Origin of the sequence: Streptomyces sp. P9(2023), from assembly GCF_032436795.1 — a bacterium.
Taxonomy (GTDB): Bacteria; Actinomycetota; Actinomycetes; order Streptomycetales; family Streptomycetaceae; genus Streptomyces.
In genome coordinates, this window is sequence record NZ_JAUPWM010000289.1 from 1 (window position 1) to 321 (window position 321).

Below are 321 nucleotides of genomic sequence, written 5' to 3' on the forward strand. Positions count from 1 at the left end.
TTGGCGAGTTGGACCCGATCCGGGCACTCGTGTACGCCAATAACCGGCGGGGCAGCAACACCGTAAATTTCTGATCGGCGCCCTCAAGGCCGATCCTGACATGCTGGCGCTGGTGCGGGCCGCGAAAGCGCGTGGGTTGACTGTCCGGGCGATGCTCGGGTGGGAGCCGAACCGCACCATCACACCCACTGGCGACGGCAGCTACACCATCACAACCGCCCCGGCGTGGGACGAGACTGAGCGCAATATGGCGCTGGCTCTCGACGAGATCGAGGCCCACACCTGTCACGGCTGCGGTTCTGATCTGACAGAGACCCTGAC

General features: G+C 64.5%; 1 protein-coding gene. It reads left to right on the forward strand.

The genetic code is table 11. The features are described 5' to 3' along the window. Positions 1 to 100 precede the first annotated feature (100 nt). Positions 101 to 321, forward strand: a 221-nt coding sequence (locus tag Q5762_RS37670) for a hypothetical protein (protein ID WP_315896817.1), incomplete at its 3' end; no start/stop codon positions are given.